Below are 23,673 nucleotides of genomic sequence, written 5' to 3' on the forward strand. Positions count from 1 at the left end.
ATGACTGATCTCAACAACCCAGAGCTCGCCGAATCCGACACTCCGCTTGCCGAAGATGATCCCTGGGCGGAAGCCATGGCCGAGCAAGCCTCCGAGGCATCCTCCAATACGGATGACAGCGATGCCCCAGACAACGATGCCTCGGACAACGAAACAGACGATGGCAACACGAGAAACGATGCAACAAGAGATAGCGTGTTTCGCCCCTTATCCGACTCCGCACAGATCAACCAGGAGCCAACCGGGCCTCGTGATCTTGAGATGGTCATGGATATCCCCGTCAAGCTCACGGTGGAGCTGGGACGAACCCGGCTGACCATCAAGCAGCTGCTGGAGCTCACTCAGGGTTCCGTGGTGGAGCTGGAAGGGCTGGCAGGGGAGCCAATGGACATTCTGATCAATGGCTACCTGATCGCCCAAGGTGAAGTGGTGGTGGTGGATGATCACTATGGTATCCGTATCACGGAGATCATCACACCTTCTGAACGCGTGCAGAAACTCAATCGATGACAGCCTCCGGCATTACACTGGGCACCGCCCAGGAAACAACGACCCAGACCCTCGCCACTCTCGGTGGCAGCGATCTGTCAGGGCTGGCCATGCTGGGCAAGACCACATTTGCCCTGGCGGTGGTGGTGATCTTGATCCTGACCTTGGCTGCCCTGTTGCGCCGTCGAAACCGTTCATATCAAGGAGCAGGTGCTCGCTTGCGCATCGTCGGCAGCCTGCCAGTGGGGGCGAAGGAAAAAGTCGTGGTCATGGAGGTTCAGGGCCGCTGGTTGGTATTGGGCGTAGGGGGCAGCCAGATTACCCTGCTCGACACCCTTGAAGCCCAGCCAGAAACATCTTCTGCAGAGGCTGGCACCCCGGCCGCCCACAGCAGCCGTTTCCAAGAGCACTTGGCTCGACTGTGTGTCGCGCCCCTTCGCAGCAAGGGCCGAGCACAATGACCCTTCTACGCGACACGGGGTTTTCAAGACGGCGTCTCGTCGGGTCCGTTTTCTTTCTGGCCCTGATGTTTGCTTCACCCACCATGGCTCAGCAATTGCCTGCCATCATCAGCCAACCACTGGCCGATGGTGGACAAAAGTGGTCCCTGTCGCTGCAGACCTTGATTCTGCTCAGCGCCATGGCCTTCCTGCCGGCCGCCCTGCTGATGATGACCAGCTTCACTCGCATCATCATTGTGCTGAGCCTGTTGCGTACCGCCATGGGCACCGCAACGACGCCTCCCAACCAGATCCTGCTGGGCATGGCACTGTTTCTCACTGCGTTCATCATGTCGCCAGTCTTTTCAGACATTTATCAACATGCCTGGGCGCCTTTGGCTGCCAACGAGATCGGCTTCGAGGAATTTCTGCAACACGCCCAGGCCCCCCTGAGAGAGTTCATGCTGGGCCAGACCCGACAACCCGACCTGGCGATGTTTGCACGTTTGGCAGATACCGCGCCCATGCAATCATCGAGCGATGTCCCATTTCAGGTACTGGTGCCGGCCTTCGTCACCAGCGAATTGAAGACCGCCTTTCAGATCGGCTTCACCATCTTCATTCCCTTTCTCATCATCGATCTGGTCGTGGCCAGTGTGCTGATGTCTCTGGGCATGATGATGGTGCCTCCTGTCACCATCTCGCTTCCATTCAAGCTGATGCTATTTGTGCTGGTCGATGGTTGGCAGTTGATCATCGGTTCGTTGGCACAGAGTTTCTATGTTTAAAGCATGGCTTAAGGTGACGCTGAAAATTCGGCCTGAATCGTTCAGTTCCATGCTCAAGAGGCACACGCCATGACTCCCGGATTCGTGATGGACCTGGCCCACCAGGGCATGAGAGTAACCTTGCTGCTGGGCGCCCCCCTGCTGCTGACTGCGCTGTTCAGTGGACTGCTGGTTAGCCTGTTTCAGGCGGCCACCCAGATCAACGAGATGACACTGTCCTTCATCCCCAAGATTCTCGCCGTGTTCACCGTGCTGGTACTGGCCGGCCCGTGGATGCTGCAATTGATCCTGGGCTTTACCCGGGAACTGTTCCAGCAGATCCCGGGCCTGGCTTCATAAATACCGGGTTTCATAAATACTGGGCTTCATGAACCTGCCGGTTTCATGAGCATGCAAGGCAAATACCAATGATCGAGCTCACCTCTGGCCAGTTGCAGCATTGGCTGGTTATCTTCCTGTGGCCCTTCTTCCGCATATCCTCACTGATGTTGAGCGCACCACTGTGGGGACATGGTGCGATTCCCACCCAGGTCAAGGTTGCCCTGGCGGCAGCCATCAGCGTGATGATTGCGCCTCTGCTCCCTCCGATGCCAGCCATACCGATATCGTCCTGGTCGGGATTTGGTCTGATTGTGGAACAAGTCATCATCGGAGTGACCATCGGTATGACGGTGCGTGTGATGCTCGGGGTGGTGCAGGCCAGCGGCGAGTTCATTGGCCTGCAGATGGGGTTGGCGTTTGCTACCTTTTTTGACCCATCCATCGGGGCCAACATGACAGTGGTGTCCCGTTACCTCTACATGTTCATGCTATTGATCTTTCTTTCTCTGAATGGCCATCTGATGGTTCTGGAAACATTGGTCAATAGTTTCATCACCCTGCCTATCGGTATCCAGCACTTAAACCCCGAGGCCTTCATTCTGGTCGTCCGCTACAGCGCCAGCATTTTTGCCACAGGACTACTACTGGCTCTGCCATTGGTCGCTTCACTGCTGACCATCAATCTGGCACTGGGAATTCTCAACCGCGCGGCGCCACAGCTGACGGTATTCAATATCGGCTTTCCCACCACCTTGACGGTTGGACTGATACTACTGATGGCGCTGATGAAAGAGTTTGGCCCATTCCTTGAACACCACATTCACCAAGGACTCAGCTATATACGCTGGATACTGGACAGCATGGCACCACTCAGCCGGTAATGCTTTTCTTACAATGAAGACCCTATCAACAAGCCCCTCGCGGTACATTCCCAGTCTTTTCGATGACAGCAACCCCGCTATTGCTGAATTGCTGCTGCCTCTTGCCAGCAGCAACCCAACGCAGGAGCTTTCTTACAGATAATTGAACAGCGATAGATCACGAATACCGATGAACGCCTGCTGGGCAGCCTGCATGCCGACTTTTCGCAAACTGTATTCTGAAATGGCCTGGTTGTAATCCAGATCGACCAGATCCGACATGGTCTGGGCATAGTTCAGTTCACGGTTTCCGCTGACCGAATCGATAACATCCAGTTCGTTGAGGCGCGCCCCCACCGAAGCCCGTGTGGTCAGCACATTATCCAGGCTGGCATCGAACTCACGCATCACCGTGCTCAGCGTGTTGCTCATGGTCGCCTGTTCAGCAGGTGTTTCTGCCGGATTCTCCAACACTGCCAGCGCTTTCTCGAAGGTATGAAACAGGTTGGTGTCCATTTCATTGGCTGGAGCATAGGTAATGGCATCTCCATCAGCAGGTTGGCCTTGCAGATCCAGGCGCAATCCGCCCACTTCCACACTCGTGCCTTTTGGATCATAGGGCTGATTGTCGATACCTGCGCTCTGCCAGCTGCCATCGGCCGCCTGCTGCTGGACACTATACGTCGCGTTGCCATCGGCATCTGTAGCGAACACCACCTGATAGCGTTGGCCATAACCAGGATCACCGGTGTCGATCACCTGTGGGCCCTTGAACGTCACATTACCGGTATTGTTGGTCTCGACATTGCCGTCGGCATCCACTCTTCCCTGCTGCGCGACATAATCTGCTCCGCTGGGCACACTGAGGAAGATATCCTGCCCACTGTCTCCAACACGCATTTCCCTTGAGGCATCAACGCGTTGACGTCGAACCTGATCATCACCGATATATTCGACACCATGACCATTGTCGATGAAGGGTTCACTGCCGTCCTGATAGCCGCCGAACAGGAAGCGGCCATTACCATCGGTCGCATTGGCCTGCCCGATGACACTTTCATAGATACCACGCAATTCACTGGCCACCGATTGGCGGTCAGCATCACTGAGCGTTCCATTGGCGGCCTGGACAATCAGTGCCTTGGCACTGGAAATCGCATCACTGACGCTGTTGAGCACGCTTTCTTCCTGAGACAAAGCATTGCGAGCGCTGACTCGGGCATCCGTGAATTGTTTTGTCGCAGCCTGAGCCTGGCTGACCGCAACCGCACGAGAAGCTGCTTGTGGGTCATCGGATGGAGTGACGACCCTCCGACCTGAAGCCATCTGTTCGCTCAGATGCATGAAGTCAGCCTGCTGACGGTTCATGGAGCTGACACTCTGCTCGAACATGGTGACGGTACTGATACGCATGACAATCTCTCCGCAATCAATCTATGGCTCAGGAACGCAACCCAAGGATGGTGTCCACCACGGCAGTCCCCGTATCAATCACCTTGGCGTTGGCCTGGTAATACTGCTGATAACGAATCAGGTTGGCCGCTTCTTCATCAAGATTGACCCCGGATTCGGACTGCTGGACCGCTCGCAGTTGCTCGCTCAGCCCCTGTTGGGCGGCCAGGTTGACCTGCACGACATTGGTGCGATTGCCCACATCACTGACTAGCGAGGCATAAGCCTGGCTGAACGTGGCACTGCCTCCGACCAGTAACTTGTCCTGCAGCTTCTGCATGGCCAGGGCATTCTCGTTGTCACCACTGCCACCACCAAGGCCCGCGGCGATCTCGTCTGGATCATCGATCGCACAGGCAAAGCCTCCCGCTGCACGCCGTACAGGCTGCACCTCGAAGCGATCACCGGTCGCAAGCTTCGCCGGGTCATCAATGCCGATCTTCACGCCAGCGAAGCTCAGCTCTCCACTCGCCACGTCATAACTGACGTCACTGCTATCCAGCGCTTTCCCCGTATCCTTGCGAATAATGTCGAACTTCGGTGGGCTGCCGTCCGCGTCGACGACCGTCACTGTATAATCGGCAGCCGTCAACGCCGCGATGTTGTCATTATCAAACGAGGCGCTGACCTCAGCACTGCCTTTATTGGAGTTGTTGGAGAACACCCGTGGCTGACCAATATCGAAGAAGGTGCCTCCCGCTTGTCCTTCAAGCGTCGTGCCTTGAGCGTGTTGCTCGTTGAAGGCAACGGCCAAGGATACGGCCAGTTGACCGATCTGGTTCTGGGTTCGATCCAGAGTCTCGGCGCGAAAGCGCATCGCCCCGCCAAGACTTCCACCTTTGATGGCTTCCTCATCCAGGATCTGAAGGCCACCGCCCGGGTCGTGATATCCCAGCACGATACGTTGAGGGTCATTGGCAGAGGACACGGCCTCCAGTTGATATGCTTGAGTGCCCGATACCAGAGGCTGGCCACTGGGTAGGCTGATCTGATAGGAGGAGCCATCCTGCACGGTCAGCTCGACATCCAGGCGTTGGCTGAGCTCCTGAACCAGTTGATCACGCTGGTCGAGCAGCGCATTGGGCGCTTCTCCTTGCTTGGCTCGCGCCAGGGTTATCTGGCGATTGAGTGATGCCAACTGTTCTGTGGCATTGTTGATCTGGGTGACTTCATCGCGAATCTGGCCATTGATCCCTTCTTGCATATCTTGCAAGTAAGAATCGAATGCGCGGAACTGGGCGGAAAGGGTATCCGCAGAACCCAGCACGCCTTGACGAGCTGCTGGGTCAGATGGCGCGCCGGCCAGGTCTTCCATGGCGGAGAAGAACTGTTGCATCAGCGGTGCAAGCCCTGCGTCCTTGTCGGCAAGCAGACTATCTATCTGCTCAACTTGGGTAGCATAGGTTTCCAATGCCGAGGTTGCGCTGGTGGCCCCATTGAGCTGATCGGCGACATAGCGATTGAACTGTCGCTGAATGTCATTGACCTGAACCCCCTGGGCCCCGCTACTTCCTTCACCGAGTACCGTGACCTGGCGATTGTAGCCAGGCGTATAGACATTGCTGATATTGTTGCCGGTGGTTCCCAGGGCAACCTGAGCGGCATTGAGACCACTCAGACCAATGGAGAAAATACTCATTTCTCAGCTCCTTGCGCCAATACAATCTCTATCGGCCTGAGACTGAGGAACTTTAGGAAAATACGGACTTTTTCAGCGTTTTCCTCCAGGGGAAATTGATTCAAGACCAGCCTCGGCCACCCAACGACTAGGCATATAAGACGAATGCGGAGCCTCATGAGGTTTTTCCACGGATAAATGCTTGTCCGACGCACTACCACGGGCCACCGCTGTATCACTGGCCGTCACATGGCTTTCCAAAGGCCCCATGGTGTGCATGATGGCAATCAGCTTGGCAGCGTAGGCAGGATCGGTAGCGTATCCTCCTCGCTGCAAGGCCCTCGCGGCTTCAGCACCACTCCCTGCCTTTACGACACCGGCATAGCGGGAATTACCGGTCACCAACCGTGCATAATCGGTGAAGGCTTCCTCGAATGAGCCATAGACCCGGAACTCGTCGCGGATGCGCTGCCGAGTTCCATTGACCACTTCATGTGTCGTGATGTGTGTCGTGGGACCATGCCACTGGCTGCCCGCCTTGATACCGAACAGGTTGTAGCTGTTTCCACCATTTGACGCCGCAATCTCGCGACGCCCCCAGCCGGTTTCCAGCGCCGCCTGGGCCAACATCAACTCAGCCGGCACTCCCGAGGCTCGGCTGGCCGCCTGAGCTGGCTCTGCCAGCCTGACCAGGAAATCCCGGACATGGGCGGGGGCTTCTCGCACATCCTGCCCAGCAATCTGCATGCTTGCCTGGGTAGCATTCATTCCTTGCTCTACCGCACCGAGCTCTTCCAGGAAGCTCTGCGGCATGGGTACCTCTTCCCTGCTCTCATCCATAGCACTACGCAGGGTATTGGTCAGCGGCCGGGGGGCACCACGCGGAATCCCCGCTATCAGATTCTCCACCTGTTCAGCACGCTCACTGGCTTGAGGAGCCCCCAACTGGCCAAGCAATTGATCGGCCAGGCCAATACCACGCCGGGCCATGACCTGTGACCATTGTTTATCGAGTAATGACTGATAGAACTGAGTGTCTCGGGAATCCGTCAGCCCAGAATCCGGCACTGCCTCACGCATGCTCTTCATCATCATGTCGATGAACAGCGCCTCAAGCTGACGAGCTACCTCGCCAGCAGCACCTTGCTTATCCACCCGGGCATCCGTCTTGAGCCTTTCCAGCCCATTGATATCCAAGGCGAACCCGGCCTGACCTGCGCTGCCGGTGGCCAGACTGGCACTGCTCAATGCCGTCGCCGATAAGCCTGAAATGCCGCTGACGCCGCTACTCATCAGATGATCTCCAGTTCAGCGCGTAGTGAGCCAGCAGCCTTGAGTGCCTCAAGGATCGCCATCAGATCATTTGGCGTGGCGCCCAGCGCATTGAGCGCATCCACCACATCCAGCAGACTGGCGCCTTCCACGACCCGTAGCGTGCCGGTTTCCTCGTTGATGGAAATATCGGACTTGGGCACCACACGAGTCTTGCCTTTGCTGAAGGGTGCGGGCTGGCTGACGCCAAGAGACGTATCGATGACTACGGACAGGTTGCCATGAGCCACTGCGGCCCGACTCAGGGTCACCGCACCATTGAGCACGATCGATCCCGTACGTGAATTCAGCACCACCCTTGCAGGCGGCGGTACGGGCGACACATCGACACTCTCGACCTGCGCCATGAAGTTGACGCGGGAGTTGGCATTGGTCGGCCCATTGAGCAGAATGACCCCGCCGTTGCGCGCTGAAGCAACGGGATAACCAAAATCCGTATTGATGGCACTGACAATGCGCTCGGCAGTACCGAAGTCCGCCTGCTTGAGATGCAACTCCAGGCCACCGTACTGGTCACCAAGAGACAACGGCACACTCTGCTCTACCGTCGCTCCGCCCGCAATGCGCCCACTGGCCTGATGCCCTGTCTGTGCACTGCTACCGGCGGACTGAGCACTCGCGCCATTGATCAGCAAATTGCCCTGAGCCAACGCATAGACATCACCATCGGCCCCTTTAAGAGGTGTCATCAGCAACGTTCCGCCCCGCAAGCTACGAGCATTGCCCACCGAAGACACCACAATATCGAGACGCTGTCCCGGCGTGGCAAAGGGGGGCAGATCGGCCGTCACCATGACGGCGGCGATATTACGCAACTGCATATTGGTGCCAGGTGGCACCGTGATACCCAGCTGCGAAAGCATGTTATTGAGGCTTTGCCCGGTAAATGGCGCCTGCATGGTCTGGTCGCCAGTACCGTCCAGGCCAACGACCAGCCCATAGCCGACCAAGGGGTTATCACGCACCCCGGCAAAGGATGCCAGGTCACGGACCTGCTCGGCCTTGGTCAAGGCGGAAAACAGCATCAGGCCTGTCAACAGCACCAGCATGAGGGAACCAAGGGTCAGAGTGGGACGACGATGAAGGGGGTTACGCATGCGGGGCCTGCCCATCAGAACGGCGATACATTGAGGAAGAAACGCTGCAACCAGCCCATGGTCTGCGCTTCGTTGATATAACCATTGCCGACGTATTCGATACGCGCGTCGGCCACCGCAGTGGAAGGCACACTGTTCTCGGCAGTGATGGTACGAGGATTGACCACTCCGCCGAAACGAATGAATTCGGTCCCCTGGTTGATGGCAATCTGTTTCTCGCCACGCACCCGTAAATTGCCATTGTTCATGACCTGGACCACCGAAACAGTGATGGTGCCAGTAAAGGTGTTATTGGCCCGGGATCCCCCTCCGCCCTCGAAATCCGCGTCGCCATCTACCTCGAGGTTATAGTCCAGCAAGTCCTCTGCACCTTTGGGCACTGTGATGAAGGTCAGGCTGGAACCACCCGAACGGGAAGCGTTGGAGGTGGAGTTCTTGCTCGCGCTGACCTCTTCATCGAGGACAATGGTGAGAATATCGCCGACACTCCGAGGACGACGATCCTCGAACAATGGCTGGTAGCCACGTGGCCTCTGATAAATGGAGCCATTGGCCACTGGCGCCGGGCGATCCGGAATCTCGATTTTCTCCTGCTCCCCGACCACCGAAGCGCGTGGTATCTGGGCACAACCACCCAACACAAGCAGTGGCACCAGAATCATGCCTGCGAGGCCAGCGCGACGATCCATGACGTTCTCCGTTTACAGCTGAGCCAGACGAGCCAGCATTTCATCACTGGTCTGCACCGCCTTGCTGTTGATTTCGTAGGCGCGCTGAGTCTGGATCATGCTGACCATTTCCTCGACCACATTGACGTTGGACGTCTCCACATAGCCCTGCAACAGACGGCCTGCTCCGTTCATGCCAGGAATACTTTCGTTACGTGGCCCAGAGGAGGAAGTTTCCACATAGAGATTGCCGCCAATGGCTTCGAGCCCCGTCGGGTTGATGAACGTGCTCAACGAGATCTGACCGACTTCATTGGTTTCACTGGTGCCTGGCTCCGTCACCGAGACGATGCCATCCTCGCCAATGGATACTGACAGCGCGTTGTCAGGAATGATGATCGCCGGCTCCAGTGGATAACCATTGGCCGTCACCACTTGGCCGTTTTCATCCAGCTGAAAGCTGCCATCCCGGGTATAGGCAGTAGAGCCATCCGGCATCACGACCTGAAAGAAGCCCTTGCCATTGATCGCCAGATCCCTGGAATTCTGGGTCTCTTCCAGGCTTCCTTGAGTATGCAACCGCTCGGTCGCAACGGGGCGAACCCCGGTGCCAACCTGCATGCCCGACGGCAGACGGTCCTGAACATTGTTCTGAGCACCCGGCTGGCGCAGGTTCTGATACAGCAGATCTTCGAAGACAGCCCGCGACTGCTTGAAGCCATTGGTGGAAACGTTGGCCAGGTTATTGGAAATGACATCCAGCTTGACCTGCTGCGCTTCCAGCCCCGTCTTGGCCGACCACAACGACTTGATCATGTTTTTTCCTTGTTCATCAGATGATTGGGCTTCAAGAAATCATCAGCCATTGAGCAGCAACAAGCTGTTGGCCTGCTGAGCGTTTTCATCAGCGTCACTGATCGCCTGGGTCTGCAACTCATAGCGTCTGGCCACATCGATCATGGCCACCATGGACTCCACCGGATTGACGTTACTGCCCTCCAGGGCACCAGCCACCACCCGCACACGTTCAGAAGCAGGTAATGGCGCACTTTGTCCTTGGGCATCCGGCGCGGTACGAAACAGCCCATCATCACCACGCACGACCCCGGCCTCGCCAGGCTCGACCAGCTTCAGGCGACCGACTTCAGCCAGGGCATCGGGATCTTCCCCCATGCCGATACCACTGATGGTGCCATCAGCGCCCATGAACAATTGCGCCCCCAGGGGCACCTGGATCGGCCCACCTTCACCGATCACCGGCCGGCCAGCCGACATCAGCTGGCCATTGCCGTCCACCTGAAAGTCGCCTTGGCGGGTATAGGCTTCCTGACCATCCTGCCCCTGCACGGCAAAGAAACCGGGGCCATCGATCGCCACGTCCAGGGTACGGCCAGTACGCGTAATCGGGCCGGGAGTGAAATCCGCTCCCGGAGTGGAAGCCGCCACTGAAACGCGAGTCGCCAAGCGCGCCTCTCCCTGTACAGGCACCGCGCGCATGGCATGCAGTTGGGCACGAAAACCTGCGGTAGAAGCATTGGCCAGGTTATGGCTGACCACCGCCTGCTGTTCCATGCTCTGACGGGCACCGCTCATGGCGGTGTAAAGCATGCGATCCATGAATCAGTACTCCGTCAACGCAGGCTGATAGCTGTCTGCAGGACTTCATCCTGAGTCTTGATGGTCTGCGAGTTGGCCTGATAGGCACGCTGGGTGACGATCATGTTGACCAGCTCACGCGCCATATCGACATTGGAAGTCTCCACCATGCCGGACTCGATGCCTCCCAGGAGCCCCGTGTTCGGCGCACCCACCAGCTCCTGACCAGAAGCATCGGTGGCTACCCAGGCATTGTTACCGATGGGATTGAGCCCTTCAGGGTTGCGGAAGTTAGCCAAGGCAATCTGACCGGCTGGCCGCGACTGCTCATTGGCATAATTACGCACCACCGTGCCATCGTCTTCGATGGTGATCCCGACCAGAGCGCCGGAGGTATAACCGTTCTGTGTCAGAGCCGTTGTACTGGCGTCGTTGCCAAACTGGGTGGAACCCGCAACATCAAATGTCAGTGGCATGTCCGCTGCAGCGCCATCGAAGAAGTCTGCACTGGCGAATGCCATGCTGAATTCAGCAGGTGAGGGAGACGTCAGCTGTCCATTCTGGTTGAAAGTCATGTCAAAGGATTGAGGTGCAGCGCCATCCATCAGCACCTTTCCATCCATAGCAATGTTCGCGCTCCAGGCATTGGGGCCCGTTTTCTCGTAATAGACGGTCACATTGCGCGGATTGCCCAACGAATCATAGGCGGTGAAATTATTGGAATAGTGGTAATCGATGCTGACATCATTACCGGAAGGATCATGCAGATCGACCTTGTTGAGGTCCTCGCCAACGACTGAGCGGGAGTCCAGATTGAAGGTTGTCGAGACTCTTGAGGTGGCACTGGCCGGCATTTCGTCAGCATCAATCTGGAGAACCGCTGGCTGCCCGCCTACCTGTACATCACCGGTAGCATTGATGCCATAGCCCATGATTCGGGCACCGGAAGCGTTCTGCAAATAGCCATCCGGCGTCAGGGTGAGTTGTCCATTGCGCGAATAGACCACCTGGCCGTTTTGCTCCATGCGGAAAAAGCCCTGGCCACTGATTCCCAGGTCCAGCGGCCGGTTGGTGGCTTCCAGGTTGCCGCCACTGAAATCCTGCAACACTGTGGATACTCGGGTCCCCAGCCCAACCCGAGAGTTGGCAAAGACATCGGCAAACTGCGCACAGCCACTCTTGTAACCCACCGTCTGGGAATTGGCGATATTGTTGCCCAGTACGTCCAGACTGTTGGCTGCTGCATTCAGGCCACTAAGCGCTTGTGAAAATCCCATTTCCTACTCCTGTTTTTTCGAATTACGACTTGTCATTCCCTGACGTATCACAGGATCTGACGCACATCCTTGAGTTCAACCTGTCCATATACCGCACCGAGGTCCAACATCACCTGACCACTGCTGTCGGCAGGTGTCACCGCACCGACAATGGCGTAGTTGAGCGTCGTGACATCAAGGGATTCACCTTCAGCTCCCGTGGCTTCCACACTGATGTGATATCCCCCTTCAACCGCCGCCTCACCACTATCGGACAAGCCATCCCACTGGAAGGACTCAACTCCGGCCGATACCGGGCCAAGGTCGTAACTATTGATGACTTCACCAGACGCATTGGTGATCGTGACCTTGACGTTTGACGCAGGTGTATCGAGCTCAATACCAAAGGGCGTTGCAACTTGTTCACCATCATCGGTGTGAGTCAGCAATATATTGTCGCCAGGTACCAGCACCCCTTTGCCGATCAGTGCCGCAGCCTGCATGGCTTGCCCTGCATCGATCTGATCATTGATCACCGCCAGAGAAGCATTGAGTTCTTCGATACCGGCCACGGTGTTGATCTGCGCCAGTTGCGACGTCATCTGGCTGTTATCCATGGGCTTGAGAGGGTCCTGGTTCTGCAGTTGCGTCACCAGCAAGGTCATGAAGTTGTCACTCAGCTCATCAGAAGCCTGGACAGAGCTGGCCTTGGCCGTGGTAGCGTTGACGCTGGTGTAGATCCCCGCATCGATGGTATTGGGCATTATCCTTCTCCGAGGGTGAGGGTCTTGAGCATCAACTGTTTACTGGTATTCATGATCTCGACATTGGCCTGATAGGAGCGCGAGGCCGAGATCATGTTGACCATCTCGCCCACCGGATCGACATTCGGCATGGTCACGTAGCCGGCGTCATCCGCCAGTGGGTGTCCAGGGTGGTATTCCCGGCGCATCGGGGAAGGGTCCTCGACCACCTGGCTGACCATGACACCGCCGACTCCGTTGGATGAAGCTCTCGATTCGAACATCACCTGTCGAGCGCGATACGGTTGACCGTCAGGACCTGAAACACTGTCGGCATTGGCAAGATTGCTGGCGGTGACATTCATGCGCTGAGCCTGAGCACTCATGCCCGAAGCAGCGATATCAAAAATGGAAAACATCGACAAAAGTGAACTCCTTTAAGCGCGCGATACTTGACTTGCAGTGGCTATCTACTAACCAGCATCAGCGTTCGGGCTGCATCGCCTGTCTCAGGCCTTGAAGGCGCTGATCCAGAATGGTCAGAGCCGCTTGATAACGCACCGAGTTGTCAGCAAAGGCGCTGCGCTCACGATCCATATCCACGGTATTGCCATCCAGGCTTGGCTGATCAGGGACCCGATACAGCAAGTGACGGTTATCCAGAGCCCCCACGGCACCTTGTCCCATCAAATGACGGGCAGAGGTACGGTTCAGCGCCAGGCCGGACTGAGGAACGTTGTGCATGGCATCTTGCAGCGCCCGGGAAAAATCCAGGTCTCGGGCCTTGTAGCCCGGGGTATCAGCATTGGCGATATTGCTGGCCAGTACCTTCTGGCGCTCCTCGCGCAGCGCCAGGGCCCGCTGGTGGAAAGCGAGAGAGGCTTCGATCTGATCGATCATCGTGCAGCGCTCCAACGGCATAAGTTCGACGATGGAGCATAAGCAGGGAGGCGTCATGACAAAGCCTCAAACAACCCACAATCCGTGTGGCAATTCAAAGCATGCCGCTTGCGGCCTAGGGATAGACTCATGTTGTGAACGGTGGCACAGGTCATCGACCACAGAACGACACCCATGAAACGACGTTACACGGCACCTGCCTCGTAAGATCAGACATCATCCGTGTGGAGGAAATGCCCCAGTGAAGACGGCCAGCCAATGGCGACCAGATTCTGTACCAAAAGTACTAAGCACGCTAATCCTTGTCTTTGCACTGCCTGCCATCGCCGCCACCTCCCCCAACGGAAATGCCATAGCGGAACAAGTTGAAGCGTTTCTCAGCACGCACTTGCAGGCGGAAGGGGTCACCTCTGAAGATATCGACATCCAGGTCTTCCCCCCCGCAACCCATCTTGATTCCTGCAACAGCCCTGCTCCATTCCTGCCCCGGCCAGACCAACCACTGTCGGGCCGAATCTCCATTGGCGTGCGATGTAAAGAAAGCCCTCAGAATGTTCGTTACTTGCAGGCTGAAGTGCATCGCTTCGGGAATCGACTGGTCATCACACAGGATATTGCTGTCGGAGAGCGCATTCGTCCGGAGGTGTTACGCCAGGAGCGGGTCGATTTGAGCCGCATGCCTGCCCAACTCCTGCACGACCCGATCAATGCGATTGGCCTGCAGGCCAAACGTCCTCTGCGAAAGGGGCATAGTCTCACCACGCGAGACCTTCAGGCTCCACGCCTGGTAGATCGTGACCAGACTGTCACTATCGAGGCTTCTGGCCAGGGCTTTCGTCTGCAGCGCCAAGGCAAGGCATTGGATGCTGGTGGGCTTGGCGACACAATTCGAGTGCGTGTTTCTCAACGCGACATCATCGAAGCCAGAGTGGCCGGGCCCGGTATTCTGAGTGTGACGTTTTAGGGTTTGTCTGAAGATATAAAGTTCTCACGACCGTGGCCGATAATTCAGGCAAGACTCCCATTCTCCAGCCCAGAGAGCTTCCATCATGAAAATCAGCCCCAACACACCACTGACTCACTCAGCGTCCATCGAGAAGAGCTCCACCACTCCATCGCAGAAAGTAACGCCCGGTCATCAAAGTGGTGAGCCATCCAGTCTGACGCACTTAAGCCAACCCCATGCGGATAGCAGCCAGGATATCGACATGGCCCGGGTGACAGAAATACGCAATGCCATTCGTGAAGGTCGCTTACACCTCTCTCCCGAGCGCATTGCTGATGGTCTGCTGGCCAGCGTACGTGACATGCTCGACAAGGATACAACCCAGTGAACCTGTCGTTATTACTTGAAATGCAACACCAGTACCTGAGCCAGTTGCTGGCGTTGTTGCAGGAAGAACAGGAATGCCTGGTTCAGGGACAGGTCGATGCAGTGCATCTCGTCCAACTGACGGATGCAAAGTCCTCGCTACAGCAGGCATTGGCAAAGACAGAAAGCAGGCGACACCAGATCCAATGTCACCTGAACTACAGCGATGATGATCATGGTGCACTTCAGGTTGCCAGGGACAATGACAGTGAAGCGACCTGGCTCAGCATCCGTCAAATCGCCCATGAAATCGCTCGAACCAACCGCCGCAATGGTGAGTTACTGCAATTACGCATGGATCACAACCAGCATATGCTCGATCATCTTCACCGCATCGCTGCAGCTAACGTCTACCACGCCGACGGCCGTGCCCCACTTCAATCTCCCCGGCTTGATATTTCTGCTTGATTCCATCACCTACCCCGGATCGCCAATGCCATCCGGGGCTCGCCAAATCATCCTTAAGGCTTATGCAACAAGATCCAAAAACAACAACATGAATAATGAGAATATAAAATTTTTTGATTAAAAAGATAAGAACAAATAATCAGAAAAATAACCTTATAGATTTAACAAAGATTAATCATTTAAACTAAAGTACTCATAGCTTATACCCATATCGGCACAGAATTGACATAGATCAATATCTCCACGCACTTCGAAACTTAACATTCACCCCACAAAGATAAACAGCAATATCTATAACCATCAGGTATGACCATATATCGAATAAAGTTAATACATATATGAGCACACCACATGATGTCGTGAAGCATAACCGAAACTGTCATATAAACGACACAAAAATGTCATAAAACCATAGTCGCACAATGGTCGTTGACTGCTGCGACAAGCCATGTGACTGAATAATTTAAAAATTCATTATCCAACCCTTCCCAAGGAGATGAGGAATGAAACTTTCGACAAAACTGCTCATGGCAGCTTGCTGCTCCGTGATGTCTGGCAGTGTCTTCGCAATCGATGGAACCATCGATATCTCGGGCACTGTCACAGACACGTCGTGCACCGTCACCATAAATGGAGGTAGTGCCAGCAGTAGTGTGGTATTGCCTACAGTCTCAACCGCTTCACTGACCAGCAACGGAGCGGTGGCAGGCGCCACGGCGTTTACTTTCAATTTGACAGAATGTCCGGCGACGGGCGGTGCTCGCGCTTACTTTGAGTCAACCAATGTCGATTCAAGTACCGGTAACCTGGTCAACAACTCAGCTACGCCTGCTGGTAATACTCAGGTCCAGATTATTGATGCTGGCGGAACGTCCATTGACCTGCGTAACAATGAAAACAACCCCTTTGTCAGCTTCGATACGTCTGGCAATGCCAATTTGACTTACAGCGCTCAATATATCGCTGTTGGTGGTGCAGCCACTCCGGGGGATATAGATACTCAGCTGGTTTATACCGTAGAGTACCAGTAAACAGGTATTTTTTATATAGGCCAGGGACGGCAATGACTGATCTATCTGAAGATAGATCAATTAATCACATTCAGATTAACAGGTCCTTGTCGTAGCTCCCGCTTTCGAGACTTTATTTCATGTTTCAGAAAAGCGGAGCCTTGGAGTGTTGTAGAAATGTCTGCTTTTTCTGGCTGTGTCAATTCCACACAAAAGGTCGTTAGACAACACTTAAGACTGACCCCTGCATCCTTAATAGAGCATATTAAATACGTCATTAAGGTTGCCGTTCATCGTTTCCTGCCATATATCCCACCCTTTCATTTTCCAATGATCCTGGCGTCATTCGTTTCATTGTCACTTTCTGGGCCTCCCTCTGCCCTTGCTCAAGAGGAAGATGAGGATGAAGCCATTCTCGAATTCGATCCTCGATTTCTGAGAGGCAATGGCAGCAACGTCAACCTGACGCATTTCGAACGCTCGAACTTGCTGGCCGATGGACGCTACGAACTCTCCGTGTGGCTGAATGATAAGGATGTCTTTGACCAGGAGATCATGGTCGTGACTCGTCCGGATGGGGAAACAACCCTATGTTTCAGCGAAAGCGCGCTACGACAGTGGGGAGTCAACCTGGAGGCACTGCCAGACCAACCCCTTTTGCAGCAACAGATTCAACAGCAATGCCTGGAGGTCAAGACGCTTATACCCAATGCGGCGGTAAGCGTTGATTCTGCCAGCCTGCGCGCAGATGTCAGCATTCCGCAAATCTATCTAGGCCAGGTGAAGCGCGGATACATTTCCCCTTCCGACTGGGATAACGGCATTACAGCTGGCTTTCTGGGATACATGGCCAACGCCTTCCATTCACGCCCAGATACGGGGGAAAGCTCAACGCGTTACAACGCCAACCTGGGGGCTGGCTTCAATGTAGGTGCCTGGCGATGGCGTCACAATGCCAACCTACAGGGAGGTGACGAGACAGGGTATGAAGTCATCAATACCTATGCCCAACGTGATGTGACGGCAGCGACAGCACAACTTACCGCAGGTGAATACTTCACGCCAGGCGACCAGTTCAATAGTGTGCCATTCACCGGTGTACAACTGGCCAGTGATGACCAGATGCTACCCGAGTCAGAGCGGGGCTTTGCACCGGTCATTCGTGGCATTGCCAATTCAAACGCGGTTGTTACTGTGCGCCAATCCAATGCCGTCATCTATGAGACATCCGTTCCCCCGGGCGAGTTTGCCATCAACGACCTGTATGCCACCAGCTTCGCCGGAGACCTGGAGGTAACCGTCACCGAAGCCGATGGCAGTGAACATAGTTTCACGCTTCCTTTTTCATCGGTGGTACAGCTGCTTAGGCCGGGAGCCTCACGCTTCAGTACAACACTGGGACAATATCGAAATACGGAGGGCAGTGATGGCCCTTTGTTCGGCCAGATAACCTATCGCCGTGGCATCAACAACTTCATGACGGTGTACGGCGGAGGCACTCTGGCAGAACAGTACGCAGCATCTATCATCGGTGCCGCCTTCGCGACCCCCATCGGAGCCCTGAGTGCTGATGCTACGGTATCGCGGGCTCAAGATGTACGAACGTCATCAAGTGAACGCGAAACACTATCCGGCGAGAGTTTCCGGATCAGTTACAGCAAGCGACTGGATGCCAGTGCCACCAACGTATCACTGGCAGCCTACCGCTTCTCGACGGACGAATTCCTGAATTTTGCTGATTATGCCCAACTTGAATCCGGCAATAGCAACTTCGATAGCCTCCGCCGCGAACGCGATCGCCTTCAGGTCAGTATCAGCCAGCCACTGGGGAAATACGGCAACCTCGGGGTCAGCGGCATCTCAAGCTCCTTTTGGGGTAATCGCGACGACAGCACCACTTTTCAGGCCAACTACAGTCACTCCTTTCACTGGGGCAGCCTTTCCCTGTCCGCTAGCCGCGACTTATCCGACGATATCGCCGAAACTCGCTATCTCGCCTCTCTTAGCTTCCCCATTGGCCAGGGTGCTCAACGTCCCAGGCTATCGCTCAGCAGTAATTATGAAGACTCGGACAACTATCAGTTACGTACCAGCATAAACGGAATTGCAGGCCAACGTGACCAAGGCAGCTACCAGCTCTATGCCACCCACAATACATTCATAGGGGACAGCTCCGGAGAGTTTGGCGGCTCCGTGCAATGGAATACGCCAGCAACGGCATTAGGTGTCAACGCCAATATCGGGGATGCATCCAGCCAGTACTCCGCCACCGTGAGTGGCACGGCGCTGGCACACTCCGAGGGCCTGGTATTCAGCCCCGAGCGCGGAGAAACCATGGCATTGATCAAGGCCGAAGGAGCCGATGGTGCTGCATTACGTTCATCACGAGGCACGTTTGTGAATGAACAGGGATACGCTTTGGCAGCCACCCTGACACCCTATCGATACAACCGCTTGAACCTTGATACCAGTGCTCTCGATAACAGTATCGAACTGAGCTCAACGGGCCAGAATGTGGTACCGACACGAGGGGCCATCGTGGCAGTCGAATATCCTACAGACTCCGGCTTGCCAGTACTGATATCGGTCACCAATCGTCATGAGGTTCCATTTGCTTCATCCGTCATTGACCCCCAAACAGGAAAGATGGTCACCATGGTCGGCCAAGGGGGACTGATTTATTTCCGTGGAACCTATCGGGTTCTGGAAGTGGAGCTGGAGCCAGACATCACCTGTCAACTGCAACTACCCGATATCGAATCTCTACCAGTGGATGATCACGGTTATCGCAGTATCGAGCTGCCCTGCTCCTCAGCCAGGCAGCGGCTTTCGATAGCGGGTTAACGAGACTTGCCAAATGTCATGCATGCGAGCAAGTCACCACATAGCCAACCAGCAGGGCCACCCCATGAAATCACGTCGGATCAGGACAGCTTTCTTTACCTTGTGCATACTGCTGCTCAGCATAGGGCAGACTCAAGCGGCGATCACCCTTGCTGGTTCTCGGGTTATCTATCCAGGCGAGCGCAAGAACGTCAGTATTGAGTTGACCAACAAAGGAGACACAGCAGTCCTTGTCCAGTCCTGGCTGGATAGCGGCGATGCCAGTCGTCAACCTGGAGAGGAGGCCCTTCCTTTTGTTATCACACCGCCGGTGACACGTGTTGAGGCTCAATCCGGGCAGACACTGCGGCTAGCCTATATCAGCCATATTCTTCCCCAGGATCGTGAATCACTTTTCTGGCTCAATGTATTGGAAATACCGCCAAAATTATCAGCAGCAGAAAACCTTAATACCATGCAGGTGGCGTTGCGCACACGAATCAAAATGCTGTTCCGCCCAGCAGGGCTAAAAGGAAGCGTTGCCCAAGGCGCCGAAAGTTTGCAATGGCGCTGGGGAAATACTACGCCTTCAGGACAGGAGTTGATAGCCGAAAACTCATCACCCTTCTATCTCAATTTTGCCAGTTTCCAGGTTTCATGGTCAGGGGGTAGCGATAACGTTGATATTGCCCCCATTCCACCGAAAGGACAGCATGTGTTCATTGTAAAACAGCTACGAAATACGCCATCGAATGCGAGCATCAATGGTAAATGGATCAATGACTATGGATCCTCTTCCACTATCCATTATTCGTTATAGTAGCGGAACAAGATGATACTTTTTCCTCACCTGCGCTATCTGATTGCCCTTGCTGGAAGCCTTGCTGTCAGCACGGCCAATGGTACCACTATTGTCAGAACGTCTCCTGTACCTGAAGGCCTGCCAGCCTGGCAGTGCTCCGGCCCAAGCATCGTGAATGCCTATGTAAACAAGCAAATTGATGGCTCCAGCCAACCCAGGTATAGTTCTTTGCATGCCTTCACCCGTTATTCCGGTGTATCTACCATCTGTAATTGCCCAACTTACTACAGTGGTGATTTATTCTTTACGGCGACTGCATCCCAGCCAGAAGCCGATGGTTGGCTCAAGCTAAACGACAACCTTTCAGCGCGAGTGATCATTGATGGCCATGGAATAAGCAATCAACAAGTACCTTTCTTTCAGGTCAGGAGTTCCCAATCAGGCTCATGCCCTTCGGGCACTACCTCCTATGGTCCTGATTCCCCAGGAACCGATGGTCAGATCGAGTTACGGGTCGACAGGAATTTTCTCGGGGAGTCTAATTTCTCTGGTGAGCTGGCCAGAATCTACCGGCAATATAATCGCGATGAGCCTTCCTATAGCCATCCTTTCATCAGGATAAATGGCAACTTTACGATCAAGACCACGCAAAACTGCTCCTTCCGTGTTGGGGATACCTTTACCGTGGACTTGGGAAGTACACCGATCAACCAACTCAACGTTGGTGCACCGCCAGATCTTGGTTATATCCCAAGGCAGATCGATCTGTCAGTGGATTGCGCCAATATCTCAGATAACGATGTCTCAGAGCTTGAATTCTTTGCCACTGCTGCCGGCACTCCCGATACCGATGGCCCCTATATCGCCACCAGCAAACCCGGTATTGGCGTGGCCATGATGGATACCTCTGGCAGCCTGATGAAGCTTGGGGTGGAGAATCGTGTGACTCAGCCTCTTCAGGGAGGCAGCGCCCAGAAACAAGTACGTTTCTATCCCACCATCGTTCCTGGTCAGAAAAGTGAGGTCACTCCTGGCCCTTATAATGCGGCAGTGACCATCACGGTTACCCTTCCATAGGTGGAACAGGGAAATGACATCAAGCCGGCATACACCCACTTGATGTCATTTTTGTGACAGAAACGTTGAAATAACGCTCGCCCCTCCTGGTAATAAATCTACACTTCCAGACACAAAGTCACCGACTGGCTTTTAATCGTAGATGACTCAATAGCGATAATTTCACCAAAAGTTTCATTAAAAATGATATAAGATGATGATATATTATCGAATTATTCAACGTCTACTTACCCTTGCTGGTGGAGCTGCTACGAGTTTGATGATTTGTAGCATGACGTCCTGGGCAGCCCCTGTGCCCACAGGCCTACCCGAATGGCAGTGCTCTGGCTCTGGCTCGATTCTTTTGCAAACGACGGAGCAGATTGATGGCTCTGGTCAGCCTGGGGATATCACTTCACTCCGCTTCTCCGAACGCCGGCTGGGAAGCGCGACTTGCCATTGCCCAAGCGATATCAGAGAGCTTTCGCTCTTTACTGTCGAACTGGCCATGCCTGACTCTGATGGTTGGATCAAGTTAAACGATCATCTTTCAGCGCGATTATCTGTTTTTGTCTTTGGCCACGGCAATCTAACCACTCCCTTCTTCCAGGTGCAGAATACTGGGCCTACCAATTGCTCCACCACCAACAACACTGTCACTAATGTGGCCTCGGGTACCCAAGGGCAGCTTGAGCTTCGTGTCGATCGGAGTTTTCTTGGGGAGTCTCATTTTTCAGGGGAACTGGCCAACGTTTACTGGCAGTTCGCCAACGCCACCGGTAACCCGGACCTTGATCATCCTTTTATCAGGATAGGCGCCGATGTTACGGTCAGGACGACACTAAGCTGTTCCTTCCGTGCCGGAGATAGCTTTACCGTGGATTTGGGAAGTACACCGATCAATCAACTCAACGTTGGTGCACCTCCTGGCATCGGTTATATACCGCGACAGCTCGACCTCTCAGTGGATTGCACCGGCGGAACAGATGGCGACACCTCGGGACTTGAGTTCTTTGCTACAGCAACAGGCGCTCCCGATGCCAACGGCCCCTATATCGCCACCAGCAAACCTGGTATCGGCGTGGCCATGACGGACACCTCCGGCAACCTGCTGGGTCTAGGGATGGAAAATGGCGTGATTCGCCCACTCCAGAATGGCGGTACCCAGACAAGATTACAGTTCTACCCCACCCTGGTTCCCGGACAGGAAAGCCAGGTGACTCCGGGGCCTTATAACGCGACAGTGACCATCACGGTAACCATTCCCTGATACAGGACGTATCGGAAAAAAATCGGGCCGGCATACGCCAGCCCGATAGGTAGTACCAAGGAAAACAGTACCAAAAGGGGTAATATCAAGGATCAAGGAAGCATCAGCGCAGCAGGGAGAGAACGCCCTGAGGCACCTGGTTAGCCTGGGCAAGCACAGAAGTGCCCGCCTGCTGCAGGATCTGCGCACGGGTCATGTTGGCCACTTCTACGGCATAGTCAGCATCTTCGATACGTGAACGTGCAGCAGACAGATTGGTTTCCGTGGTGCTCAGGTTGGTGATGGCGGACTCGAAGCGGTTCTGGATGGCACCCAGATCTGAACGCAGGGTGTCGACGGAGTTCAGGGCAGTATCCAGAGTCTTCAGCGGATCGGCTGTCTTGGCCTCTGTCAGCTCAGTATCCTTGGAGCTGAAGTTGACGGTCATGCTGCCTGATGCTGTGCCGTCGGCGCTGTCAGTAATGGCGAAGTCATTCTCGTCCACGGCAAAGGCCACCGTGGCACCATCAGCGTTAGTGCCCTGCACAAAGAAATTGCCAGCCTCGTCCTTCTGCAGGGTGGCATCGGAGATGGCACCTTCACTATCAGTAACGGTGATGTTGGCAGCAGCAATATCCACACCGGTGGAATCCTTGACATCACCATCTGCCGCAGCGCTCAGGGCGCCCTGATAAGAGTTGACGTTGAAGGTATCCAGGCCCAGGGTCTCGGCATTGATTTCCTTCAGGTTGAGAGTGATCTGCTCGCCATCGTTGGAGCCGACCTGAATGGACAGATCCTGGTCCTTGGCCAGCACCTTGACGCCGTTGAAGCTGGTTTCCTCGGAGATACGGTCGATTTCGTTGAGGCGCTGACCGATTTCCTTCTGAATGGAGTTCAGGTCCTTGGCAGAGTTGGTGCCGTTCTGGGCCTGTACCGTCAGCTCGCGAATACGCTGCAGGTTATCGTTGACCTGATTCAGAGCGCCTTCAGCCGTCTGTGCCACGGAGATGCCGTCATTGGCATTGCGCTGAGCCTGGTTCAGACCCGTGATCTGGGAACTCATGCGGTTGGCGATAGCCTGTCCGGCAGCGTCGTCCTTGGCGCTGTTGATACGCAGGCCGGAGGACAAGCGCTCCATGGCAGTCGTCAGCGAGTTCTGCGAACGGCTCAGGTTCTGCTGACCAATCATGGAAGTGATGTTGGTATTGATGACGGACATGGTGTCTTCCTTTCCAGGGATAAAAGTTAAGGCTCCATTGGCAGGCCTTGGGCCTCCCACAACGGCGCCATTGGCCGTTACCCCTGTTATCGGAGCCTGAATCAGAACCTTTAGTCTCCATGCAAAAAATTTTCCTTGTTCACCAACGAAGGCATCTCTCCGCCTTGCTTT

The 23,673-nt window shown here is 54.9% G+C and carries 25 protein-coding genes; 13 read left to right on the forward strand and 12 right to left on the reverse strand.

Features of this window, described 5'->3' with window-relative positions:
• The 5 genes from fliN (at nt 1) to fliR (ending at nt 2,919) form a co-directional block, all read left to right on the forward strand.
• Nucleotides 1–510, forward strand: coding sequence for a flagellar motor switch protein FliN (fliN, locus tag Q1K07_RS02365; protein ID WP_300307233.1), 510 nt, complete (start codon nt 1–3; stop codon nt 508–510).
• Entirely contained in the window at nt 507–950 is a 444-nt protein-coding gene (gene fliO, locus Q1K07_RS02370) for a flagellar biosynthetic protein FliO (RefSeq protein ID WP_300307236.1), read from the forward strand. The genes fliN and fliO overlap by 4 nt, the downstream gene beginning before the upstream one ends.
• 65 nt (nt 951–1,015) lie before the next feature.
• Complete coding sequence (fliP, locus tag Q1K07_RS02375) at nt 1,016–1,717, forward strand: flagellar type III secretion system pore protein FliP (protein WP_300307820.1); 702 nt, start codon at nt 1,016–1,018, stop codon at nt 1,715–1,717.
• 69 nt (nt 1,718–1,786) lie between these two features.
• Nucleotides 1,787–2,056: a flagellar biosynthesis protein FliQ gene (gene fliQ / locus Q1K07_RS02380; protein WP_149286940.1), complete on the forward strand. Its 270-nt coding sequence runs from the start codon at nt 1,787–1,789 to the stop codon at nt 2,054–2,056.
• Between the two features lie 68 nt (nt 2,057–2,124).
• Entirely contained in the window at nt 2,125–2,919 is a 795-nt protein-coding gene (gene fliR / locus Q1K07_RS02385; protein ID WP_300307243.1) for a flagellar biosynthetic protein FliR, read from the forward strand.
• A gap of 132 nt (nt 2,920–3,051) precedes the next feature.
• On the opposite strand, the gene flgL is transcribed toward fliR, so the two are convergent.
• From flgL to flgB, 11 genes are all read right to left on the reverse strand, one after another.
• Nucleotides 3,052–4,311 (reverse strand): flagellar hook-associated protein FlgL, encoded by a 1,260-nt coding sequence (flgL, locus tag Q1K07_RS02390; protein ID WP_300307246.1) that lies wholly within the window; start codon nt 4,309–4,311, stop codon nt 3,052–3,054.
• A 28-nt stretch (nt 4,312–4,339) separates the two neighbouring features.
• A complete protein-coding gene (gene flgK, locus Q1K07_RS02395) occupies nt 4,340–5,989 on the reverse strand; it encodes a flagellar hook-associated protein FlgK (RefSeq protein ID WP_300307249.1) in 1,650 nt (549 codons plus the stop codon).
• Between the two features lie 72 nt (nt 5,990–6,061).
• On the reverse strand, nt 6,062–7,261 hold the full coding sequence (flgJ, locus tag Q1K07_RS02400; protein ID WP_300307252.1) for a flagellar assembly peptidoglycan hydrolase FlgJ: 1,200 nt from the start codon (nt 7,259–7,261) through the stop codon (nt 6,062–6,064).
• On the reverse strand, nt 7,261–8,397 hold the full coding sequence (locus tag Q1K07_RS02405) for a flagellar basal body P-ring protein FlgI (protein WP_300307255.1): 1,137 nt from the start codon (nt 8,395–8,397) through the stop codon (nt 7,261–7,263). The genes flgJ and Q1K07_RS02405 overlap by 1 nt, the downstream gene beginning before the upstream one ends.
• 14 nt (nt 8,398–8,411) lie before the next feature.
• The gene (locus Q1K07_RS02410) at nt 8,412–9,086 is read right to left on the reverse strand and encodes a flagellar basal body L-ring protein FlgH (RefSeq protein ID WP_300307258.1); all 675 of its coding nucleotides are present in this window, start codon (nt 9,084–9,086) and stop codon (nt 8,412–8,414) included.
• A 12-nt stretch (nt 9,087–9,098) separates the two neighbouring features.
• Complete coding sequence (gene flgG / locus Q1K07_RS02415) at nt 9,099–9,881, reverse strand: flagellar basal-body rod protein FlgG (RefSeq protein WP_300307261.1); 783 nt, start codon at nt 9,879–9,881, stop codon at nt 9,099–9,101.
• 42 nt (nt 9,882–9,923) lie between these two features.
• Nucleotides 9,924–10,682 carry a flagellar basal-body rod protein FlgF gene (gene flgF, locus Q1K07_RS02420; protein ID WP_300307264.1) on the reverse strand — a complete coding sequence of 253 codons (759 nt, stop codon included), beginning with the start codon at nt 10,680–10,682 and terminating at the stop codon, nt 9,924–9,926.
• Between the two features lie 14 nt (nt 10,683–10,696).
• Nucleotides 10,697–11,938, reverse strand: coding sequence for a flagellar hook protein FlgE (gene flgE / locus Q1K07_RS02425; protein WP_300307267.1), 1,242 nt, complete (start codon nt 11,936–11,938; stop codon nt 10,697–10,699).
• A gap of 47 nt (nt 11,939–11,985) precedes the next feature.
• Nucleotides 11,986–12,681 (reverse strand): flagellar hook assembly protein FlgD, encoded by a 696-nt coding sequence (flgD, locus tag Q1K07_RS02430; protein WP_300307270.1) that lies wholly within the window; start codon nt 12,679–12,681, stop codon nt 11,986–11,988.
• Nucleotides 12,681–13,085 (reverse strand): flagellar basal body rod protein FlgC, encoded by a 405-nt coding sequence (gene flgC, locus Q1K07_RS02435; RefSeq protein ID WP_300307272.1) that lies wholly within the window; start codon nt 13,083–13,085, stop codon nt 12,681–12,683. The genes flgD and flgC overlap by 1 nt, the downstream gene beginning before the upstream one ends.
• Before the next feature lie 58 nt (nt 13,086–13,143).
• Nucleotides 13,144–13,560, reverse strand: coding sequence for a flagellar basal body rod protein FlgB (gene flgB, locus Q1K07_RS02440; RefSeq protein WP_300307275.1), 417 nt, complete (start codon nt 13,558–13,560; stop codon nt 13,144–13,146).
• 241 nt (nt 13,561–13,801) lie between these two features.
• Between flgB and flgA the strand changes: the two genes are divergently transcribed.
• The 8 genes from flgA (at nt 13,802) to Q1K07_RS02480 (ending at nt 22,301) form a co-directional block, all read left to right on the forward strand.
• Nucleotides 13,802–14,524, forward strand: coding sequence for a flagellar basal body P-ring formation chaperone FlgA (flgA, locus tag Q1K07_RS02445; protein WP_300307278.1), 723 nt, complete (start codon nt 13,802–13,804; stop codon nt 14,522–14,524).
• An 85-nt stretch (nt 14,525–14,609) separates the two neighbouring features.
• Nucleotides 14,610–14,894: a flagellar biosynthesis anti-sigma factor FlgM gene (gene flgM / locus Q1K07_RS02450; RefSeq protein ID WP_300307281.1), complete on the forward strand. Its 285-nt coding sequence runs from the start codon at nt 14,610–14,612 to the stop codon at nt 14,892–14,894.
• Entirely contained in the window at nt 14,891–15,340 is a 450-nt protein-coding gene (locus Q1K07_RS02455; protein ID WP_300307283.1) for a flagella synthesis protein FlgN, read from the forward strand. Before flgM ends, Q1K07_RS02455 begins: the two co-directional genes overlap by 4 nt.
• Nucleotides 15,341–15,843: 503 nt before the next feature.
• The gene (locus Q1K07_RS02460) at nt 15,844–16,371 is read left to right on the forward strand and encodes a fimbrial protein (RefSeq protein ID WP_300307286.1); all 528 of its coding nucleotides are present in this window, start codon (nt 15,844–15,846) and stop codon (nt 16,369–16,371) included.
• A 309-nt stretch (nt 16,372–16,680) separates the two neighbouring features.
• Nucleotides 16,681–19,194 (forward strand): fimbria/pilus outer membrane usher protein, encoded by a 2,514-nt coding sequence (locus tag Q1K07_RS02465; RefSeq protein WP_300307289.1) that lies wholly within the window; start codon nt 16,681–16,683, stop codon nt 19,192–19,194.
• A gap of 64 nt (nt 19,195–19,258) precedes the next feature.
• The gene (locus tag Q1K07_RS02470; RefSeq protein ID WP_300307292.1) at nt 19,259–19,993 is read left to right on the forward strand and encodes a fimbria/pilus periplasmic chaperone; all 735 of its coding nucleotides are present in this window, start codon (nt 19,259–19,261) and stop codon (nt 19,991–19,993) included.
• 153 nt (nt 19,994–20,146) lie between these two features.
• The gene (locus Q1K07_RS02475) at nt 20,147–21,052 is read left to right on the forward strand and encodes a fimbrial protein (RefSeq protein ID WP_300307295.1); all 906 of its coding nucleotides are present in this window, start codon (nt 20,147–20,149) and stop codon (nt 21,050–21,052) included.
• Between the two features lie 487 nt (nt 21,053–21,539).
• Entirely contained in the window at nt 21,540–22,301 is a 762-nt protein-coding gene (locus tag Q1K07_RS02480) for a fimbrial protein (protein WP_300307298.1), read from the forward strand.
• 103 nt (nt 22,302–22,404) lie between these two features.
• On the opposite strand, the gene Q1K07_RS02485 is transcribed toward Q1K07_RS02480, so the two are convergent.
• Nucleotides 22,405–23,502 carry a FliC/FljB family flagellin gene (locus tag Q1K07_RS02485; protein ID WP_300307301.1) on the reverse strand — a complete coding sequence of 366 codons (1,098 nt, stop codon included), beginning with the start codon at nt 23,500–23,502 and terminating at the stop codon, nt 22,405–22,407.
• Nucleotides 23,503–23,673 lie beyond the last annotated feature (171 nt).

The sequence above is a fragment of the Halomonas sp. genome (assembly GCF_029263665.1).
Classification (GTDB): Bacteria; Pseudomonadota; Gammaproteobacteria; order Pseudomonadales; family Halomonadaceae; genus Halomonas.

Excerpts from the sequence above, each read along its gene's own strand:
- fliN (WP_300307233.1), top strand. The coding sequence starts at position 1 with ATGACTGATCTCAACAACCCAGAGCTCGCCGAATCCGACACTCCGCTT.
- fliO (WP_300307236.1), top strand. The coding sequence starts at position 507 with ATGACAGCCTCCGGCATTACACTGGGCACCGCCCAGGAAACAACGACC.
- fliP (WP_300307820.1), top strand. The coding sequence starts at position 1,016 with ATGTTTGCTTCACCCACCATGGCTCAGCAATTGCCTGCCATCATCAGC.
- fliQ (WP_149286940.1), top strand. The coding sequence starts at position 1,787 with ATGACTCCCGGATTCGTGATGGACCTGGCCCACCAGGGCATGAGAGTA.
- fliR (WP_300307243.1), top strand. The coding sequence starts at position 2,125 with ATGATCGAGCTCACCTCTGGCCAGTTGCAGCATTGGCTGGTTATCTTC.
- flgL (WP_300307246.1), bottom strand. The coding sequence starts at position 4,311 with ATGCGTATCAGTACCGTCACCATGTTCGAGCAGAGTGTCAGCTCCATG.
- flgK (WP_300307249.1), bottom strand. The coding sequence starts at position 5,989 with ATGAGTATTTTCTCCATTGGTCTGAGTGGTCTCAATGCCGCTCAGGTT.
- flgJ (WP_300307252.1), bottom strand. The coding sequence starts at position 7,261 with ATGAGTAGCGGCGTCAGCGGCATTTCAGGCTTATCGGCGACGGCATTG.
- Q1K07_RS02405 (WP_300307255.1), bottom strand. The coding sequence starts at position 8,397 with ATGCGTAACCCCCTTCATCGTCGTCCCACTCTGACCCTTGGTTCCCTC.
- Q1K07_RS02410 (WP_300307258.1), bottom strand. The coding sequence starts at position 9,086 with ATGGATCGTCGCGCTGGCCTCGCAGGCATGATTCTGGTGCCACTGCTT.
- flgG (WP_300307261.1), bottom strand. The coding sequence starts at position 9,881 with ATGATCAAGTCGTTGTGGTCGGCCAAGACGGGGCTGGAAGCGCAGCAG.
- flgF (WP_300307264.1), bottom strand. The coding sequence starts at position 10,682 with ATGGATCGCATGCTTTACACCGCCATGAGCGGTGCCCGTCAGAGCATG.
- flgE (WP_300307267.1), bottom strand. The coding sequence starts at position 11,938 with ATGGGATTTTCACAAGCGCTTAGTGGCCTGAATGCAGCAGCCAACAGT.
- flgD (WP_300307270.1), bottom strand. The coding sequence starts at position 12,681 with ATGCCCAATACCATCGATGCGGGGATCTACACCAGCGTCAACGCTACC.
- flgB (WP_300307275.1), bottom strand. The coding sequence starts at position 13,560 with ATGATCGATCAGATCGAAGCCTCTCTCGCTTTCCACCAGCGGGCCCTG.
- flgM (WP_300307281.1), top strand. The coding sequence starts at position 14,610 with ATGAAAATCAGCCCCAACACACCACTGACTCACTCAGCGTCCATCGAG.
- Q1K07_RS02460 (WP_300307286.1), top strand. The coding sequence starts at position 15,844 with ATGAAACTTTCGACAAAACTGCTCATGGCAGCTTGCTGCTCCGTGATG.
- Q1K07_RS02465 (WP_300307289.1), top strand. The coding sequence starts at position 16,681 with ATGATCCTGGCGTCATTCGTTTCATTGTCACTTTCTGGGCCTCCCTCT.
- Q1K07_RS02470 (WP_300307292.1), top strand. The coding sequence starts at position 19,259 with ATGAAATCACGTCGGATCAGGACAGCTTTCTTTACCTTGTGCATACTG.
- Q1K07_RS02480 (WP_300307298.1), top strand. The coding sequence starts at position 21,540 with ATGCCTGACTCTGATGGTTGGATCAAGTTAAACGATCATCTTTCAGCG.
- Q1K07_RS02485 (WP_300307301.1), bottom strand. The coding sequence starts at position 23,502 with ATGTCCGTCATCAATACCAACATCACTTCCATGATTGGTCAGCAGAAC.